This window comes from Streptomyces sp. NBC_00310 (assembly GCF_036208085.1).
Taxonomy (GTDB): Bacteria; Actinomycetota; Actinomycetes; order Streptomycetales; family Streptomycetaceae; genus Streptomyces.
Map to the genome: position 1 here is coordinate 4,905,902 of NZ_CP130714.1, position 15,458 is coordinate 4,921,359.

Annotated in this window: 19 protein-coding genes; 11 read left to right on the forward strand and 8 right to left on the reverse strand. The window is 70.8% G+C overall.

Annotated elements, in window-relative coordinates; all coding sequences use genetic code 11:
• Positions 1-167: 167 nt before the first annotated feature.
• Positions 168-719 carry an ABA4-like family protein gene (locus tag OG202_RS21415; RefSeq protein WP_328223331.1) on the reverse strand — a complete coding sequence of 184 codons (552 nt, stop codon included), beginning with the start codon at positions 717-719 and terminating at the stop codon, positions 168-170.
• Positions 716-1,825 carry a hypothetical protein gene (locus OG202_RS21420; RefSeq protein WP_328223332.1) on the reverse strand — a complete coding sequence of 370 codons (1,110 nt, stop codon included), beginning with the start codon at positions 1,823-1,825 and terminating at the stop codon, positions 716-718. Before OG202_RS21420 ends, OG202_RS21415 begins: the two co-directional genes overlap by 4 nt.
• Positions 1,826-1,952: 127 nt before the next feature.
• On the opposite strand from OG202_RS21420, the gene OG202_RS21425 reads away from it, so the two are divergent.
• Positions 1,953-2,633, forward strand: a complete 681-nt coding sequence (locus tag OG202_RS21425; protein WP_326582098.1) for a MerR family transcriptional regulator — start codon at positions 1,953-1,955, stop codon at positions 2,631-2,633.
• A 171-nt stretch (positions 2,634-2,804) separates the two neighbouring features.
• On the opposite strand, the gene OG202_RS21430 is transcribed toward OG202_RS21425, so the two are convergent.
• Positions 2,805-2,981, reverse strand: a complete 177-nt coding sequence (locus OG202_RS21430) for a hypothetical protein (protein WP_328223333.1) — start codon at positions 2,979-2,981, stop codon at positions 2,805-2,807.
• Here OG202_RS21430 and OG202_RS21435 point away from each other — a divergent pair.
• From OG202_RS21435 to OG202_RS21450, 4 genes are all read left to right on the forward strand, one after another.
• Positions 2,974-3,264 (forward strand): zinc-ribbon domain-containing protein, encoded by a 291-nt coding sequence (locus tag OG202_RS21435; RefSeq protein ID WP_327732219.1) that lies wholly within the window; start codon positions 2,974-2,976, stop codon positions 3,262-3,264. The two genes, OG202_RS21430 and OG202_RS21435, sit on opposite strands and share 8 nt — an antisense overlap.
• A 139-nt stretch (positions 3,265-3,403) precedes the next feature.
• Positions 3,404-4,330, forward strand: coding sequence for a glycosyltransferase (locus tag OG202_RS21440; protein ID WP_327729217.1), 927 nt, complete (start codon positions 3,404-3,406; stop codon positions 4,328-4,330).
• A complete protein-coding gene (locus OG202_RS21445; RefSeq protein ID WP_328223334.1) occupies positions 4,327-6,498 on the forward strand; it encodes an ArnT family glycosyltransferase in 2,172 nt (723 codons plus the stop codon). Before OG202_RS21440 ends, OG202_RS21445 begins: the two co-directional genes overlap by 4 nt.
• A 377-nt stretch (positions 6,499-6,875) precedes the next feature.
• Positions 6,876-7,745: an alpha/beta hydrolase family protein gene (locus OG202_RS21450; protein ID WP_328223335.1), complete on the forward strand. Its 870-nt coding sequence runs from the start codon at positions 6,876-6,878 to the stop codon at positions 7,743-7,745.
• Positions 7,746-7,769: 24 nt separating this feature from the next.
• On the opposite strand, the gene OG202_RS21455 is transcribed toward OG202_RS21450, so the two are convergent.
• The 4 genes from OG202_RS21455 to OG202_RS21470 form a co-directional block, all read right to left on the reverse strand.
• On the reverse strand, positions 7,770-8,579 hold the full coding sequence (locus OG202_RS21455; protein WP_327729213.1) for a hypothetical protein: 810 nt from the start codon (positions 8,577-8,579) through the stop codon (positions 7,770-7,772).
• Positions 8,576-9,547, reverse strand: a complete 972-nt coding sequence (locus tag OG202_RS21460) for a sigma factor-like helix-turn-helix DNA-binding protein (protein WP_327729212.1) — start codon at positions 9,545-9,547, stop codon at positions 8,576-8,578. The genes OG202_RS21455 and OG202_RS21460 overlap by 4 nt, the downstream gene beginning before the upstream one ends.
• On the reverse strand, positions 9,544-9,819 hold the full coding sequence (locus tag OG202_RS21465; protein WP_327729211.1) for a hypothetical protein: 276 nt from the start codon (positions 9,817-9,819) through the stop codon (positions 9,544-9,546). The genes OG202_RS21460 and OG202_RS21465 overlap by 4 nt, the downstream gene beginning before the upstream one ends.
• Before the next feature lie 425 nt (positions 9,820-10,244).
• Complete coding sequence (locus OG202_RS21470; protein WP_328223336.1) at positions 10,245-10,670, reverse strand: ATP-binding protein; 426 nt, start codon at positions 10,668-10,670, stop codon at positions 10,245-10,247.
• A gap of 198 nt (positions 10,671-10,868) precedes the next feature.
• Between OG202_RS21470 and OG202_RS21475 the strand changes: the two genes are divergently transcribed.
• The 6 genes from OG202_RS21475 to OG202_RS21500 all read left to right on the forward strand — a co-directional run bounded on the left by OG202_RS21475 (position 10,869) and on the right by OG202_RS21500 (position 14,127).
• On the forward strand, positions 10,869-11,786 hold the full coding sequence (locus OG202_RS21475; protein WP_327729210.1) for a helix-turn-helix domain-containing protein: 918 nt from the start codon (positions 10,869-10,871) through the stop codon (positions 11,784-11,786).
• A complete protein-coding gene (locus OG202_RS21480; protein ID WP_328223337.1) occupies positions 11,746-11,880 on the forward strand; it encodes a DUF397 domain-containing protein in 135 nt (44 codons plus the stop codon). The genes OG202_RS21475 and OG202_RS21480 overlap by 41 nt, the downstream gene beginning before the upstream one ends.
• Positions 11,881-11,932: 52 nt before the next feature.
• A complete protein-coding gene (locus OG202_RS21485) occupies positions 11,933-12,154 on the forward strand; it encodes a DUF397 domain-containing protein (protein WP_327729208.1) in 222 nt (73 codons plus the stop codon).
• A gap of 281 nt (positions 12,155-12,435) precedes the next feature.
• On the forward strand, positions 12,436-13,338 hold the full coding sequence (locus tag OG202_RS21490) for a hypothetical protein (RefSeq protein WP_327729207.1): 903 nt from the start codon (positions 12,436-12,438) through the stop codon (positions 13,336-13,338).
• 91 nt (positions 13,339-13,429) lie between these two features.
• Positions 13,430-13,795: a hypothetical protein gene (locus OG202_RS21495; RefSeq protein WP_327729206.1), complete on the forward strand. Its 366-nt coding sequence runs from the start codon at positions 13,430-13,432 to the stop codon at positions 13,793-13,795.
• The gene (locus OG202_RS21500) at positions 13,789-14,127 is read left to right on the forward strand and encodes a type II toxin-antitoxin system PemK/MazF family toxin (RefSeq protein WP_327729205.1); all 339 of its coding nucleotides are present in this window, start codon (positions 13,789-13,791) and stop codon (positions 14,125-14,127) included. Before OG202_RS21495 ends, OG202_RS21500 begins: the two co-directional genes overlap by 7 nt.
• A 47-nt stretch (positions 14,128-14,174) precedes the next feature.
• On the opposite strand, the gene OG202_RS21505 is transcribed toward OG202_RS21500, so the two are convergent.
• Positions 14,175-15,371 (reverse strand): MFS transporter, encoded by a 1,197-nt coding sequence (locus tag OG202_RS21505; RefSeq protein ID WP_328223338.1) that lies wholly within the window; start codon positions 15,369-15,371, stop codon positions 14,175-14,177.
• Between the last annotated feature and the right edge of the window lie 87 nt (positions 15,372-15,458).

The window sequence follows — 15,458 nt, forward strand, 5'->3', positions numbered from 1 at the left end:
ACGAAGCTAGTCCGACTGCCATAGCGGCCGGTTTCCGGCCTGTTAGGCCCGTGGGAACTTCAGTTGCGCCGCCCTCACACCGCAGGCCGGGAGACTGTGACACACAGGGCGTCGCCGTGCCCCGCCCACGACGCCGATGCGGTGACGGCAGTGGACCGCGCCGCGTTCTACCGCTCCTGTACGGCCGGGGGCCGACCGGCACGCCCCGAGGGCAGCGTGCCTGAACTGGGCTCAGGCGCCCGGCCATTGGCTGCCGGCCGTTCCTTCGGCCCCTTCTCCGGCTCCTTCTCCGGAGCTTCCTTCAGCCGTTGCTTCGCTGCACGCAGCGGCAGGAAGAGCAGCAGCGCGAAGGGCGAGAGCAGGATGGTGAAGACCAGCAGCGGGCCCATGACCAGCGGATGGATCCCGAGCCGCCGCCCCTCGCGATACATCCACTGCCCGATCAGCAGGTCCCAGGCGATGATCTGGGCCCAGATCGCGCCCGCCCCGTTGGCGAGCACCGTCAGAGCGCGGAAGTTGTCGATGTCCGGGTTCGTGACCACCTCCCAGAGTTCCGGAAAGACCGGCAGCGCCATCACGAGATAGACGGCCAGTACCGGCACCACTGTCAGCGGCGACGCGGCAATACGGGCGGTCGGGCCCCACCCCGGCGCGAAGATCATGAGCAGCCAGACCGGGGCGGCCAGCCAGAAGGAGACCTCGAAGAGAAGACCGGTCATGCCACAGGCTCCTTGGTGTCGGAAGCGCCGGACGGCTCCGAAGCGCCGGACGGCTCCGAAGCGCTGGACGGCTCCGAAGCGCTGGACGGCTCGGAGCCAGTGGACGGCTCGGAAGTAGGGGAAGCCTCGGAGGTGCCGGAAGGCTCGGTCGGGTCAACTTCCCTCCCGGGAAGGCTCGTTGCTGCCCGCTCTGGGCTCGCGGTCCGCAGTGCCCCGTACGCGCCAGCCGCGACGCCGACGAGGATCAGCCCCGCCGCCGTCAACGTCGCCCCGTCCGGGCGGGTCAGTGACTGCCCGCGCAGCGCCTGCCAGGTGAGCAGGGCGAAGACGGCGGCGTAGGCGGCCGCGGCGACCAGGATCAGCCGCAGACGTACCCGCTCGGCCCGCAGTCGCGGCAGACGCGGCGCCAGGGCCACCAGCCCCATGAGCACCAGCGGAAGCAACTGCAGCGCGTGCATGCCGAAGAAGTGCGGTACCCGCAGATCGCCGCCGGTGGTCGACCAGCCGGTCAGCGGCATCGAGGGGCCGCCGTCCGGTACGCCCACACTGTGGGCGCCCACCACCCTGGAGACCCCACGCTGCTGGCCGGGCGCCGGCTGTGTCATCAGGAAGCCGACCGCCGCTCCGGCGAGGGCGAGCACGACGCCGGACCGCATCGCCCAGGCGGACGCGCGGTCGGCGAGCCTGGCGCGGAGCAGGAGGACGGCGATGGCCAGGGTGCCGAGCCACAGGATGACGACGGTGATGGCCATCGCGTTGAACAGCGCTTCGTCGAAGGGTGTTTCGAGGTTGAAGTGGCTGCGCTTCCCGCGCACCACCTGCCCGGTGATGATCACCATCTCGACGACGCTCGCCATCGCGACGACCACGCCCGCCCACCAACCCACCCGCCGTGCGCGGCGGGTGGGCAGCAGCGACAGCACCCAGGCCAGCGACAGTCCGTACACCACGAACGACAGCGAGAACTTGAAGGGCTTGAACCAGATCGGTGAGCCCACGAGCTGTCGGTCGTCGACGACGAGCCCCACCCCGGACACGACGGCGAGAACCACCATCGACAGCGAGAACACCACCAACGGCCGGTGCCATGAACGCCATACGGGCATACCTGTCTCCTCCGATCCTCCCCAGCGAAGCGGATAGCGATACTATCCACTATCTGATAGCGGCACTATCTATCATGGGAGACAGGGTTGGCAAGCCCGGGACAGCGGAACGAGGAGTGAACAGGCCGTGCGCATCAGCGAGTTGAGCCGCAGCACCGGAGTGCCGGTGCCGACGATCAAGTACTACGTCCGCGAAGGGCTCCTCCCGCCCGGCGAACTGACCAGTCGCAACCAGGCGAACTACGACGAGACGCACGAACGCCGGCTGCGGCTGATCCGTGCGCTGCTCGATGTGGGAGGCCTGAAGGTGGCCGCGATCGCGGAAGTCCTCGGCGCGGTCGACGACCCGGCCCGCCCGGTGCACAAGGTGCTCGGCGCGGCGGCGGACCACCTCGGCACGGCCCAGAGCGGTGACGACGACGCGGAGTCGGCGGCCGCGGGCGCCGTCGTCGCGGAGCTGATCGCGCGGCGCGGCTGGCGCGCGCACGGGTCGGACCCGGCCGCCGGGGACCTGGCCCGGGCGCTTGCCGCCATGGAGAGGGTCGGACACGGGGGGTTCTGGGAACTGCTCGACGACTACGCGGACGCCGCCGAGTTGGTCGCCCGCGCCGACCTGGACTATGTGGATCGACGGGTGGCGGTCGACGACCGGGTGGAAAGCGTGGTGGTCGGCACGGTCCTCGGCGCGGCGGTGTTCAACGCGTTGCGCCGCCTCGCGCACGTGGACGCGTCGGCGAGGCTGTTCGGGCAGGACAGGACCGCCGACGCCGAGCGGGAGGTACCGGCCACCTCCGCAGACACGCCGTAAGCCGTGCGCCGTGCGCCGTGCGCCATGACCGTAGCCGCCGCGACCTCCACGGCGGTCACGGCGGTCACGGCGGTCACGGCGGTCACGGCGGTCACGGCGGTCACGGCGGTCACGGCGGTCACGAGAGCCTCGACAAGCTCCCAGACACGCGTATCCTCGCCGGACGCTCCCTCACCGTTCCGTGGGCGCGCAAAGGACAAGGTCGAAACGTTCCTCCAGGTCGAGGTCGAGGTCGAGGTCTCCCCCGACGTCGACTCCGGGGAAGCGATCTTCAGCGGCGATGTGAAGAAGTGCGGGACGGGCACACTTGATGGCAAGCACCCCGGGAAGGATCGAGATCGTGATCATCTTCGGCACCAAGGGATACCTCTACCAGCTCGCGATACTGACGCTGGTGTGCGGGCAGTGCGGGAACCCCGCCGCGCACACGCTCAGGCAGCGGGTCACGAAGTTCACGCTGTTCTTCGTGCCGCTGTTCCCGATCTCGACGAAGTACCAGACGCAGTGCACCTTCTGCGGCGCGGAGCAGAAGGTGAGCGCCGAGCAGGCCGAACGCCTTCAGGCGCAGAGCGCGGGTGGTCACGGCGGCCAGCAGTACGGACAGCCGCAGCAGCAGCCTTACCAGTCCTGAATCCTGAACCCGTGGGCGCGCCTCGGCCCTGTGCGTCCTGAGCCGGTCCCCTGTGGGGAAGCTGTGAGTTCGCTGATTCTCATCCTTCCCTCAGTACTCGCTCAGCGTCGCCCCAGAAGCGGCCTCGACAGTCGCTGTCATGAACGAAATGAACGCGGGAGGCGTCCGGCAGCGCTCGGTCGAGATCGTGGTGCCGGTGTACAACGAGGCGCACGGCCTCGCCGCCGGTGTCGGCCGTCTCCACGCGTACCTCGAAGCATCCTTCCCGTTCCCGTTCCGGATCACGATCGCGGACAACGCGAGCACGGACGCCACCTGGGAGGCGGCCCTCGCGCTGGCCGACCGGCTCCCGCACGTCCACGCCGTCCATCTGGACCAGAAGGGGCGGGGGCGCGCGCTCAAGCACGTGTGGAGCCGGTCCGCCGCGGACGTCGTCGCCTACATGGACGTCGACCTCTCGACCGGCCTCGAAGGCTTCCTGCCGCTGGTCGCTCCCCTGCTCTCCGGCCACAGCGACCTCGCCGTCGGCAGCCGGCTGCACCGGCAGGCCGATGTCGTCCGCGGCCCCAGGCGTGAGTTCGTCTCCCGCTCCTACAACCTGCTGCTGAGGCTTGGCCTCGCCGCCGGTTTCTCCGACGCGCAGTGCGGCTTCAAGGCAGTGCGCGCCGACGTCTTCCGCGCGCTCGCCCCGCACATCGAGGACACCGCCTGGTTCTTCGACACCGAACTCCTCGTGCTGGCCCAGCGCAACGGGCTCCGCATCCACGAGGTCCCCGTCGACTGGGTCGACGACCCCGACAGCCGCGTCGACATCGTCCGTACCGCCGTCGACGACCTCAAGGGCATGGGCCGCATGCTCCGGGCGACGGTCGACCGCCGGGTCCTCGTGGCCGACGTGCCACGCCGGGCGCGACGCTCATGGGTTCCGGCCGCCCACCGAGCCCGTACGACTTCCGATGCGGCTCCCCGTACGGCTTCCCGTACAACCGCATCCCCCACCGGGAGCGCCGCCGCATCCCTCCCCCAACTCCCGCGGAACCTCAAGGACATGGAGTACGCGTCATGACGACCCTCGCCCCGCCGCCCACCACCGGGCGGGACGGCGGCCCGAGGCATCGGGCCGAAGCTCCTCCCGCCGGAGCCGCCGGAGCCGGGGGCGGTCTCGCCGCCCGGGCCCGCAGGATGTTCACCGGCGCGCCGGAGGACCCGCGCTGGGCGCGCCCGGCCCTGTGGGCGGTCCTCGTCCTGACCACGGCGCTGTACGCCTGGAACCTGTCCTCCCTCACCGGCAACACGTTCTACAACGCGGCCGTCTACAGCGGCACGCAGAGCTGGAAGGCGTTCTTCTTCGGCGCGCTGGACGCGGGCAGCTTCATCACCGTCGACAAGCCGCCGTTCGCGCTGTGGGTGATGGGCCTGTCGGCCCGGGTGTTCGGCTACGGCACCTGGCAGATCATGCTGCCGATGGTCGCGGTCGGCGTGGGCTCGGTGGCCCTGCTGTACCGGATGGTCAAGCGTGACTTCGGGGCCGTCGCGGGCACGATCGCCGCGCTCGCGCTCACCCTCACGCCGATCACGGTCGCCATCACCCGGGACACCAACCCCGACCCCGTCCTCGTCTTCCTGATGCTGCTCGGCGCCGCCACGCTGATGAAGGCCGTACGCACCGGCCGGCTGATGCCCCTGGTCTGGTCCGGTGTCGCGATCGGCTTCGCCTTCAACACGAAGATGATGCAGGCGTACGTCGTCCTGCCGGCCTTCTTCCTGGTCTACCTCTGGGCGGCGAACGCCTCGCTCGGCCGCCGTATCCGCAACCTGGCCGTCGGCACGGTCGCGCTGATCGTGTCGAGCGCCTGGTGGATGGTGGTCGTGGACCTCATCCCCGCCTCTTCCCGCCCGTACATCGGCGGCTCGACCGACAACACGGTCTGGGACCTGGTCATCGGCTACAACGGCTTCGGCCGGATCTTCGGTGCCGGCTCGTCGGTGGGCTCACAGGGCAACGGGGCCAGCTTCGGCGGCGACGCGAGCGTCTACCGGATGTTCAACGAGATCATGGGCGGCCAGATCTCCTGGCTGATCCCCTTCGCGCTCATCGCCCTGGTGGGCGGTCTGGTGCTGCGGGGCCGCGCCCCGCGCACGGACGCCAAGCGGGCCGCCCTCCTGCTCTGGGGCGGCTGGTTCGTCCTGCACTACCTGACCTTCGCCCTCGCCGAGGGCACGTTCCACCCGTACTACGTCACCGCCATGGCCCCCGGTATCGCGGCCCTGGCCGGGGCGGGCGGGGTCATGCTGTACGGCGCCTTCAAGGAGAGGTCCGTCGCCCAGTGGGGGTGGGTGCTGCCGCTGGCCGTCGCGGTGAGCGCGGTCTGGGCGGTCGTGCTGCTCCAGCGGGTCTCCGGCTCCGGGACGGTCTACACGGTCGCCCAGGTCGTGGCCGGTGTCGCCGGTGCGGTCGCCGTGATCGGGCTCCTCGTCGGACGGTTCACGCGGCGCCGAAAGCTCGTCGGGCTGGCCTCCCTCGCGGCGGTCGTCGCCCTGCTGGCCGGGCCCGCCGCGTACTCGGTGTCGGCGGCGACCACCGCGAGCTCCAGCGGCACCAACCCGACGGCCGGCCCCAACACCGGGGGTGGCATGGGCGGTGGCGGCGGCATGGGCGGCGGGCAGCGGCCCAGCGGGGACGCGCCGACCGGCAACGCACCCAGCGGCAGCGCGCCCAGCGGAACCGGCAACTCGGGTTCCAGCAACTCCGGTTCGACCTCCAGCAGCACCGGAAACTCCAGCGGCTCCAGCGGCTCCAGCGGCTCCAGCGGCTCCAGCAGCAGTCAGGCCGGTGGAGACGGTGGCGGCACGGGCGGCGGCGGTATGGGGGGCGGCTCCCAGGTCTCCTCCGAGATGATCACGTACCTGAAGAAGAACCAGGACGGCGCGACCTGGCTGGTGGCGGTGGCCACCGACCAGACGGCCTCCTCGATCATCCTGGAGTCGGGTCAGCCCGTGATCTCCATGGGCGGCTGGTCCGGCAGCGACGAGGCCATGACCCTCGCCAAGCTCAAGGCACTGGTGAAGGCCGGCAAGCTCCACTACATCGTCGTCAGCGACAGCGGCCAGGGCGGCGGCCAGGGCGGCAGCAGCAGCGCCGCCTCCGAGATCGCCACGTGGGTCAAGGAGAACGGCAGCGCCGTGAGCGACTACAGCGGCCTGTACCGCCTGGACGCGTCCGACGCGGGCTGACGGCGACCGCTTCCTGACCGACCGCTCTTGACGGGCGGGCCACCGGATCTCCCCCTCCGGCGGCCCGCCCGTCCTGCTCTCCCCCCTCCGGCAGCCCGCCCGTCCTGCTCTCCCCCTCCGGCAGCCCGCCCGTCTCGTGCTCGACGCGGGATACTGAGCTCATGCGGTTGCGAGGCCGGGTCCGTGTCAGGGTTCGTGTCAGGGTCTGTGTCGCCGCCGGGCTGGTATCGGTGCTGGTGGCCCTGGCCGGCTGTGCCGCAGGGGACGACGAAAGCACCGCCCCCACGGCACGACCGACCGCGAGCAGGTCCTCGGCGACGAGCCCCGATCCACTCGGCACGCAGGCGTCCCCCACCCCGACCCCGACGCCGACGCCGGTGAACCCGGTCTCGATCCCGGGCCTGATCGCCCGCCGGCACGAGGGCTCCGACCTCCGCCTCGGCGCGGTACTGGCCCGGACCGCCGCGTACACCCGCTACGCGGTGACGTACGAGGCCGACGGCCTGACCATCTCGGGGATCATGAACATCCCCGAGGGCGAGGGCCCCTTCCCGGCGCTGGTACTGGCGCACGGGTACATCGACCCGGCCGTCTACACCACCGGGCGCGGGCTGGCCCGGGAGCAGGATCTGCTGGCCCGCAACGGCTACGTCGTCCTGCACACCGACTACCGCGACCACGCGGGCTCCGACGACGACCCCGACAACGACGTGAACCTCCGCCTCGGCTACACCGAGGACGTCATCGGCGCGGCCAAGGCCCTGCGCGCCTCCGGCCGCCCGGAGATCGACGGCGACCGGATCGGTCTGCTCGGCAGGTCGATGGGGGGCGGTGTCGTCTATAACACGCTGGTGGTGGCCCCGGGCCTGTTCGACGCGGCCGTGGCGTTCGCCCCGGTGAGCTCCCGCCCCGCCGAGAACATCGACCACTTCCAGCGCCCCGAGGGCGACCCGGTCGTCGCGGAGATCGAGGCCGCGCACGGCACCCCCGCCTCGAACCCGACCTTCTGGCGCGAAGCGTCACCCCTCACCTACGTCGACCGCGTCACCGAGCCCCTCCTCATCCACCACGGCACAGCCGACGACACCTGCCCGCTCGCCTGGTCGGAACGCGCCGCCGCCGAGTTCGAGGCCGCCGGCAAGGACGTACGGCTGATCAAGTACCCCGGTGAGGGCCACACCTTCGGTCCCCAGTGGCCCACCTCCATGCGCCGCACCATGGCCTTCTTCGACGCACACCTCCGCTGACCCCCACCACGCGTCGCCCGTGCCTCAGCCGTGCGTCGTCGGCTCGGAGCCGGAGGACTCCCGGGGGCGGCGGGGCAGGCGGGGGGAGGTGGAGTGGAGGGGCGGGGGTGTGATCCAGGAGGCCGCGGTCGACGCGGCGGCCAGGAGGATGCTGATGTGTTCCGCGAAGTCGGGCCCCGGCAGGGGGAGTTCGAAGTCGGGGTTGTCGACGTAGCCGAGGGCCACGGCTCCGGGGACGTAGTGCATGACCGCGTCGACGAGTTCGGTTCGGCGGGGTGGGGTGGTGCGGTCGAGGTGGGTGAGGGCCCGGAGGACGGTGGGGAAACTGGCGTCGTAGGTGGTGGGGACACCGGGGTCGGGGACGGCCATCAGGGGTTCGGGGGCCGGGCGGGTGGCGATCTTCGTCTGCTCGCGCCACCACGCCGCCGCCGCCGTGTCGCCCAGGATCAGATGGTGCAGGTAGAGGCAGTACGAGGCGAGGTCGTCGCCGGCACCGGCCGCGTACTGCCACCAGGAGCGGGCACTGTCCTCGGCGTCGGCGAGCTGGAGGATGCAGCCGAGGACGCGGGCGCCCGGCGGTTCCGGCAGATGCTCGGTGACGAAGCCCTGGAGGGAGTCGGAGGTGGTGTGGGCCAGGACCGCCTCGCACAGGGTGCGCAGATCGCGGGCCGCCATCGTGCTCGTACGGTCGTGTCGTCCGGCGAGCGGGAGCAAGGAGTCCCGGCAGCGGGCGCCGGGGACCACGTCCAGCGGTACGTGCGGCTCTTCGCGGAGCAGGGCACGGGCCAGGAGGTCGTCCATCGGAGTCGTCGGGGTTATCGGGGTGGGGATCATTCCGGGGTCTCTCCCAGGTCGTTCTGGGGTCGGAGAGCTGCGCTCAGCGTCTTGCGGGCGTAGCGGTCGGCCGTGTGCACCGAGGCGATCGGGACGCCCAGGACATCGGCCACTGCCGCGTGGTCCATGCCCCGCAGGTACGTGAGGACCATGACGTCCAGCTGGTGGGCGGGCAGCCTGCTGATGGCCTTGAAGAGGGACATCGACTCCTCGATCTGCGCGAACCGCGCCGCGGGGGTCGACACCAGGCTCAGGGCGACCGTGTCGAACGCGGTGCGGGCGAGCTCGGGGCAGCCGTCCGTGTGGCAGGCCCGGGCCATCACGCTCCCGCGCAGCACCGACCACGCGAACGGCACCACGTCGGAACTGGCCAGCGCCTCGGCCCAGCGGAACCACAGCACGTCGAACGTCTCCGTGACCACCTCGCGCGCCTCCGCCTCGCCCACGAAGAGCCGGGCGTAGGCGAGATAGGCGGCGCGGTTGAGCTGGGTGAACGCCTGGTGCTCCAGCGGGGGCACCGCCGATCCGGTCGACAGGGCCGCCCCGCGCTGCGGGTTCTGGCTCTGCGGGTTCTGGCTCTGCGGGTTCTGACGCTGCGGGTTCTGACGGCTCTGGATGCAGCCGTCTATCCAGTCCGGCTTCTTCCGCGCCTCCAGCGCGGCGGCCATCCACAGCCGCCGCATCGGCCACGTCGGTACGTCGAGGACGTCCAGCAGGCCGTAGGTGATCTCCCAGCGCGGGTAACGGCCCGTGCCGCGCAGCAGTTCGGAGATCTTCGACTTCGCCCAGCCCGACCGGTCGCTCAGCTCGCCGATCGTCAGGCCGCTGGCCAGGAACCGGATCCGCAGGGGCTCCAGCCAGGCCCGGTGGGCCCTGCCCACGCCCTCCGCTATCGGCCCCAGCTTCCGGCCCGGCCGGCCCGTCGGCGCGCCGCCGCCGGGCCGCCTCGACAGGGACGGCGGGGTCACCCGACGCACTCCTCGTCACCCGGTACGCGCGGCCGCTCGCCGTCGCCCGCCACACGCAGCCGCTCGCCGTCGCCCGCCACACGTACTCGTTCGTCGTTCGCCACGGGCACCCGTGTCGTGCCCGTCATCGACGTCACGACCTGTTCCGCGCTCAGTACGAGCGCCGGGACCGCGGCGGCGGCCGCGGCCGTCTCACCGACGGCGACGAGCACCACGCTCCACCCGAGGACCGTCAACAGCACGATGACGGATAAGACTTGCCTTCTGGACATCGGTACCTTCCGAGACACATACGTACGTCCGAGAGGCCCCCCTCTGCGGTGCCGACGCGTCGTCGAGGAGCCGGACGTCAGCATGCTGGGCCCGCTCACCCTCGCGCCATGACATCCGTGAATCGCGGAACAATGCGGCCGCCCCGCGACAGCGCGCACGGTACCGCCTCCTAGCGCGCAACAACCGCAAAACATCAGGCAGTACAGGCTTTCGGGGCGAAGTTCCCGGTACTCCGGGAGTCCCTTCCGGCGGCACGTCGCATCATGGGCACGCGGGCGCTCCGAGCGCCGGAACCTTCCCGTCCGGGAAGCCGTGCCCCTCGTGCCGATCGAGAAGGGGCACACCGCTCCCGCCTGCCCGACCCGGGCGGCGGGAGCGGCCCTCCGACTGGCCTCCACGCCCCCGCACCCCCGCCGCCAGGCGCTTACAAGGCGCACTCCGCCCATACGGTCTTGCCCCCGGGCCGACGGGGCACCGACCCCCAGCGCACGGCCAGGACATCCACCAGGAGCAGCCCTCGACCGGACTCACCCTCGGCGTACGACGAGGGCGGGGCGGTGGGCGGCCGCTTCGCGGAGGCGGCGTCCGCGACCTCGACACGAACCAGGCCCGCAGGGACGTCGAGAGCGAGCCGGAGGCCGAAGTCGCGTCCGGGGACGCGGCCGTGCCGTACGGCGTTCGCCGCGAGTTCGCCGACGACGAGGGCGACCGTGCACGACACGTCCGACGCCGGCGGGTAGCCCCAGTCCGCCATACGCCGGACGGCGAAGTGTCGGGCGAGCTGCGCACCTTGCGGTGAGGAGACGAACTGCTCGGCGATCGAGGGGAGTTCAGGGGACTCGTCTCCCACGGCGGTCGTTCGCTGTCAGCACGGCTGGTCCGTCCTTGTCTGTCGAGCTGAGACATCCCGTGACGTACACGATTCGTCACGTTCCGTGCTCAAGAGTCGTCCGATCGCCCTACGCTCGACAGGTGACACAGCCTTACTTTTCAGCCCGTAAGGAACGGAAGTGACGCTTTGGCCAACGGAATTGACCCGCGTACGTCGATGGCGGCGCTGTTCGGCGCACGGGTACGCAGACTCCGCACGGCGGCCGGACTGACCCAGGCCGAACTCGGCGACAGAACGCACGTGGTGAGCACGCGGATCACGCAGATCGAGCGGGCGTCCGGAGCGAAGCCGACGCTGGAGCTGGCGCGTGCGCTGGACGCGGTCCTCGGCGCGGACGACTTGCTGGTGGATCTCTGGCCGTACGTGTACCGGGAGGCGTTTCCGGACTGGTCGCGCAAGTTCATGGAGTACTCGGAGCGGGCGGTGGCCATCCGGCAGTACGCGGCTCATGTGGTGCCGGGTCTGTTACAGACGGAGGACTATGCGCGGGCCGTTCTCAGCCTGGACGCTCTGCTGGACGGCGAAGAGCAGTTGGAGGAGCGTGTCACTGCCCGTCTGGGACGGCAGGAACGGCTGAGTTCGCCCCACCGGCCGGAGCTGTGCGTGATCCTGGACGAGGCGGTCCTGCGGCGTCCGATCGGCGGCCATGCCGTGATGCGGAAGCAGTTGGCGCGACTGCTTGACGCTGCAGCGGAGCGTCACATCACCGTGCAGGTACTACCGTTCGACCAAGGCGGGCACGAGGCGATGGGCGGCTCGCTGACAGTCCTGACCCTGCCGGACGGCTCAGAGGCGACCTACACAGAGGGTTCGGACTACGGCCAACTCATCGAGGAACCAGCCAACGTCAGTCGCTACAAGGTGATTTACGATCGGCTGCGGGCGGCAGCCCTGCCCCCGCTCATGTCACTCGACATGATCCGGTCCACGATGGAGGGCAACTACCGTGGCTCGAATCTCCCGTCCCGATCTGAACGGCGCCGCCTGGCACAAGAGCAGCTACAGCAATCAGGCCGGGGGCGACTGCGTGGAGGTGGCCGACCGGTTCCGAGGCGCCGTCGTCCCCGTCCGTGACAGCAAAGCCCCGCACGGTCCGACGCTGTGCTTCGACACCGCCACCTGGACCGCCTTCATAGGCGAGTTGAAGGCCGGGCACCACAGCCTTTGAGGCCGTCCGCCGCCACTCAGCGTGATCCGGTCCACGATGGAGGGCAACTACCGTGGCTCGAATCTCCCGTCCCGATCTGAACGGCGCCGCCTGGCACAAGAGCAGCTACAGCAATCAGGCCGGGGGCGACTGCGTGGAGGTGGCCGACCGGTTCCGAGGCGCCGTCGTCCCCGTCCGTGACAGCAAGATCCCGCACGGTCCGGCGCTCTGCTTCGAAACCGCCACCTGGACCGCCTTCATAGGCGAGTTGAAGGCCGGGCACCACCGTCCCTGAGGTGGCCGGGATCCGGCCGCCGTCCGTCTTCCGGGCTCACCGGGCCCTTGTCCACGAGGGTCCGGCGGGCCGCTGACCTCCCCAAAGAACCGGGGGAAAGAACTACCCGCCCACCCACCCTCCCCGGCCGCGAAGCCCACGTCACCCGTCCGAGTGACCGGCTTGCAGGCGCGGGATACGGGCGGTTACGTTCGCCGCGACAACCGCAAACAGATACGGCCCCCGGTCGGGACTGCAATCCCGAACGAGGGCCTGACCAACCAGGAAGTAGTAGCTTCCCGATGGCTGACCCGCAGTCTAACGCGCCCCTGCGCGCCGACGCCGGAGCTCCGACCTCCGGCGTGATCCACGTACGCACCCGCCTCACGGCCGACTTCACCGTGATCTCCAACACCCTCGCCCAGCGGCGCGGCAGCGCGGTCACGGTCGGCGTGGCCGTCTACATCCTCTCCCTGCCCACCGGCACTCCCGTGACCATCGCCGCCCTGTGCGAGCACTTCACCGAGGGCGAGATCCTGATCTCGCGGGCGCTCAGGGAACTCGAAGCGGCCGGATACCTGGAACGCCGCCGCGAGCGAACGCCCACCGGGCAGGTCCGTACCCGGACGTACTTCTACGACGTCCCCGGCGGCGGTCCGGACCTGGATCCGGACCCGGACGGGCCTCCGGAGCCGCCCAAGCCCCGCCGACCCCGTAAGCAGCCCGCCGCCGCGGCGGTCACGCCCGCTTCCGCGGCCGTGGAGGAAACCGTGGCCGCGCCCGTACATGCCGAGGCGGAGACACCGAACCCGCTCGCCGACGCCGACCCGCAGGCCATCGCCGTACTCGCGGCCCTGCGCCGGATCGACCCCCGCCTCGTCCTGTCCGTGCGGGAAGCCGCCCGCCTCGCCCCGGCCGTCACCCGGTGGCTCGCGGCAGGCCTCCTGCCCACACAGATCACGGACCACCTCACCGCAAGACTTCCGGCCGACCTCCTGGTCCGCCCGGCCGGCATCCTCGCCTACCGGCTCAAGGAGACACCCCTGCCCGCACCGGCCAGAAGCATGGAGCGCGCGGAACCCGTAGTACGTCCGGCGGTCGGGCGCATGCGGAACTGCGACGGTTGCGACCGGGGGTTCCGCTCGGCCGGAGAGAGCCGTTGCCGGGACTGCCGGTCCCATGACCAGCTTCGGGCGGCTGGCTGAGCCAGTGGCTCATTCGCCCTTGACCAGCTTGGACACGAGGATGACACTGGTTGTACGACATTTGTCATACACAAGGGGAAGGGAGGTAGGAATGGTTCCGAAGTCCGAAAAGAAGAGCCGGGCCTCCGGTGCCACAACCAGGAGGCGCACACCGGCCGCGGCCTCGACCTCACAGGCGCGCCAACAACAGGGCGCCAGCAGTGCGACGAGCGTGGCCCAGGTGCGGCTGCGCCCGGATGAGCTGGCGGATCTGCAACAGGTGATGCAGACCCTCAAGCTGCACTCGCTCTCCGACGCCTTGCGCGAAGGGCTTCGACTGCTCTCTCGCGAGGCGACCGAGGTTGCCGCCTCGCAGGAGATCCGCGACTTCTATCAGGGCGCCCAGGCTCCGACTCCCTCTGGCGTTCTGCCCGCGACGGCGGACGAACTGGCGGCAGCGGACGAGACCGAATGGTGAACATCGGCTCCGCTCTGAGGGGCGAGGTGTGGGGTTGCGCCCTGCCCGGCCCCGTCGGCCCGCATCCGGTGGTCGTACTCACGGTGAACCGTATTGCCGAACCGCTGTCGGCGCTGACGGTCGCCGTGATCACCGGAACGAGTGGCCCCACCTCCACCCACGTTCCGATCGGTCGTGACTGCGGGGTGGCCAAGTACGACGAGTCGTACGTGAACTGCACCGACCTGCACACCGTGGACAAACCAAGGCTTCGGCGGCGTCTCGGCCTGCTGGACCCGAGCGAGATGCGGCGTGTGGAAGAGTGCGTTCGCATCATCCTTGGGCTGGTGTAGCCGCGTAACTGTACCCATGGCGCATCACTCCAGCTACGAACAGGCCATCAAGACGCACACGCAGGTGACGTGAGCCCTGTCCTCTCATCTCGCCCCGCCACCCACAGCACCAGCGTCACCGACACCGACACCCCCGCCATCACCGACATCGCCGTACCCGGCGAGGTCAGTTGGGCCACCCCGCCCGCCAGGCCCGCGCTCACCCCCTGCAACGTGAGCATGCCCGCCGAGTGCAACCCCAGGGCGTGGCCGGTGAGTTCGGGTGGGGTCAGGGCGAGCAGTCGCTGCTGCTGGACCAGGCTCGCGCCGAAGCCGACGGAGGCGAGGGCCGCGCAGGCCGCCGCGACGGGGGTCGGCGGGTGGAGGGCGAACACCAGGTACGGGGTGGCCAGGAGCAGGAGCAGGAGCAGAGGGGTGGCGAGGCGGTCCCGTACGCGGGGTGGGAGGAGGCGGCCGACCGTCACGTCGCCTGTCAGCATGCCGAGCGCCGCGCAGGCGAAGAGCAGGCCCGCGCGGTCGGGGGCGTACGCGACGAACAGGGACTCGCAGCCGACGACGAGGCCGTTGGGGATCCACAGGCCGAGGTAGAGGCGGCGACGCCGGGCCGACGACCACAGGCGGGCGTTCGTGCGCCGGGTCTCGGCGACGGACGGGCGGCCGGAGGCGCGCGCGGCGCGGCGGGTCAGGCCCAGGGCGGTGCAGAGGGCCGCCGCCGCGTAGAGGGACGCCGACACCAGCAGCGTGACCGCCGGGGACAGGAGCGCCACCAGGGCGCCGCCGGTCGCGTAGCCGGCGATCTGCGTGAGCCCGTGCAGCATGTTGAACACCGAGCGGCCGAGCAGATAGCCGTCCTTCGGGAGGATCTCGTTCAGCAGGCCCCAGCGGACTCCGCCGCCGAGGGACGCGACCAGGCCCTGGGCCGCGATCACCGCGAACACCGCCCACAGTGGCAACCCGGACAGCGCCAACACCCCCGTACCCGCCGCGAAGACCACGGCCAGGCCCGTCATCGTCGCCCTCGGCGGCAGCCGGTCCGCCGCCGAGAGGAGGGTCGTCGCGCCGATCACCTGGGCGAGCGAGGGGCCGAACATGCTGAGGGCGGACAGGAGCGGGGAGCCCGTCGCCTCGTAGACGGAGGTGCCGAGGGCCAGGCCGCCGATCGTGGAGGCCGCCACCTGGAGGGAGGAGGACAGGAAGAGAGGGGTGAACTCCCTTGTGCGGAAGAGGTCTTGATAGCTGCGCATGGGAAATGACCCTCGGGCCCGTCGCCCGCCCGCCGTAATGTTTCGCGCACACGCGAAAGCTCCGCCGAAGCCGGGGCGGGCTCGCAG